This window comes from Sphingomonas sp. CCH9-E2 (assembly GCF_001557215.1).
Classification (GTDB): Bacteria; Pseudomonadota; Alphaproteobacteria; order Sphingomonadales; family Sphingomonadaceae; genus Sphingomonas.
Window position 1 is genome coordinate 1 of sequence record NZ_LSJM01000196.1, and the last position, 2395, is coordinate 2395.

The window sequence follows — 2395 nt, forward strand, 5'->3', positions numbered from 1 at the left end:
ATCGCGGCCTTCGGCGAGTTCCTGATCGGCGGCGAGCCGGTGATCGGCATCACCATTTTCGCGATCCTGATCGTCATCAACTTCGTCGTCATCACCAAGGGTGCGGGCCGCATCGCCGAAGTCGCCGCGCGCTTCAGCCTCGACGCGATGCCCGGCAAGCAGATGGCGATCGACGCCGATCTGTCTGCAGGCATGATCACCGAGGAACAAGCCCGCGCGCGTCGCCAGGAAGTGGAGGCCGAAAGCGGCTTCTTCGGCGCGATGGACGGTGCGTCGAAGTTCGTGAAGGGCGACGCGATCGCCGCGCTGCTGATCACCGCGATCAACGTGATCGTCGGCCTGATCATCGGTGTCGCCGTCCATGGCGTCCCGTTCGGCGAGGCGTTCCACAGCTACACGCTGCTGACGGTCGGCGAAGGGCTGGTCAGCCAGGTTCCGGCGCTCGTCATCTCGATCGCCGCCGGCCTGATGGTGTCGAAGGGCACGCAGGCGGGCAAGACCGGCACCGCGCTGGGCGAGCAGCTGGGTCGTTATCCGCAGGCGTTCGGCATGTCGGCGGTGCTGCTTGGCGGCCTCGCACTGATGCCGGGCCTGCCGTTCCTGCCGTTTGCGATGTTCGCCGCAGGCACCGGCTATGCCGGCTGGTATCTCGCCAAGAAGAACAAGGAACGCGCCGCCCTCGCCGAACGCATCGCGCAGGTCGAAGAGGCCGAAGCCGCCGCCGTGGTCGAGGAGCCGATTTCGCGCACGCTCGCGATCGACGCGGTCCGCATCGAGATCGGCTATGGCCTGCTGCCCATTATCAACGACGCCGCGCGCGAGCCGCGCCTCGACGATCAGGTCCGCGCCCTGCGCCGCCAGATGGCGACCGAGTACGGCTTCGTCCTCCCCTCGGTCCGCATCATCGACAATATGGGGCTGCAGGCGAACCAATATGTCATCTACATCAAGGAGACCGAGGCGGCGCGCGGCGATATCCGGCTCGACCGCCTGCTCGTCATCAATCCCGGCGACGGCCCCGCAGGCATTCCGGGCGAACCGACGCGCGAGCCGGTGTTCAACCTGCCGGCTTTGTGGATCGATCGCGAGCTGCGCGAGGAGGCGGGTTTCCGTGGTCTGACCGTGGTCGATGCCGGCACGATCATCACCACGCACCTGACCGAACTGGTCAAGGACAATATCGCCGACATGCTGAGCTATACCGAGGTGCAGAAGCTATTGAACGAGGTGCACACCGACTCGTCCAAGCTGGTGGCGGAGATCATTCCGTCGCGCATCTCGATCTCCGGCGTGCAGCGCATCCTGCAGAACCTGCTTGGCGAAGGCGTGTCGATCCGCGACGTGCCGACGATCTTGGAGGGGATCGCCGAAGCCGCGCCGATCACGACCAACCTGACTCAGATCACCGAACATGTCCGCGCGCGCCTCGCCCGGCAGATCTCGGCCACCCAGTCGCGCGAGGGGTCGATCCCGATCGTCACCCTCTCGCCCGAATGGGACGCCGCATTTGCCGAGAACATCATGGGCCAAGGCGACGAACGCCACCTCGCCATGCCGCCATCGCAGCTGCAGGGCTTCATCGCCGCCGTGCGCGACACCTATGACCGGATGGCGAGCAGCGGCGAAATCCCGTGCCTGCTCACCAATCCGACGATCCGCCCGTTCGTGCGCAGCGTGATCGAGCGAGTGCGCCCGGCGACCGTGGTGCTGTCGCAGAACGAGATCCATGCCCGCGCCCGCGTGCGCGCGCTCGGCACGATTGGTTAAGCGATGCGACCGGACGGCACCCCGCACCTCTATGAAACGCCTATGGTGCCCAACCTTCTGCCCTTTTCCGCCGCCGTAACGACTGGCAGCGGACCGACCCCGACACCTGGCGGGACGCCGTTGGCAGATACCGGCTTTGCCGCGATGGTGACGCCGGGAGCGATCCCGACGACGCAGGAGCCATTGGGCAAAGCAATTGCAGTACTGCCGCTGAGCACGCCGCGACTGGTTGGGCTCGACGACGGCACGGGCATCGACCCGGTCGATGTCGCGCTGCCCGAACGGGTCGAAATCGCCGATCCGACGGCAGTGCCGATGGTGCTGATCGTGCCGGTGCTTGAAGCTGCGCCGGTGTTGCCTCCGCCCGCGCCGGTTGCAGCGAATGATGGTGACACGGCTGCGCTGCCAGCCGCTCCGGTCGTCAAGGCGACCGAGCCAGCCCCTGCGCCCGAGGGCGGCAGCGTTACGGTGACCGACGGGCCGGACAAGGCCGCACTGTCGGTCCTACCGCCCGCGTTAGACGCGGAGAGCGGGACGGACGCACCGCAGACCCCGGACCCGATCACCAAGCCTGCGCCGCCCCCGGCTGGCGTCGGAGGCACGGTCACGACGGTAGATCGCCCGGACA

General features: G+C 67.1%; 1 protein-coding gene and 1 pseudogene. Both read left to right on the forward strand.

The features are described from left to right. A partial coding sequence (locus AX681_RS09495) for a flagellar biosynthesis protein FlhA (protein WP_066682142.1) occupies window positions 1-1767 on the forward strand: 1767 nt, incomplete at its 5' end. 42 nt (window positions 1768-1809) lie between these two features. After that, window positions 1810-2395, forward strand: a pseudogene (locus AX681_RS09500) (hypothetical protein); the annotation flags it as partial.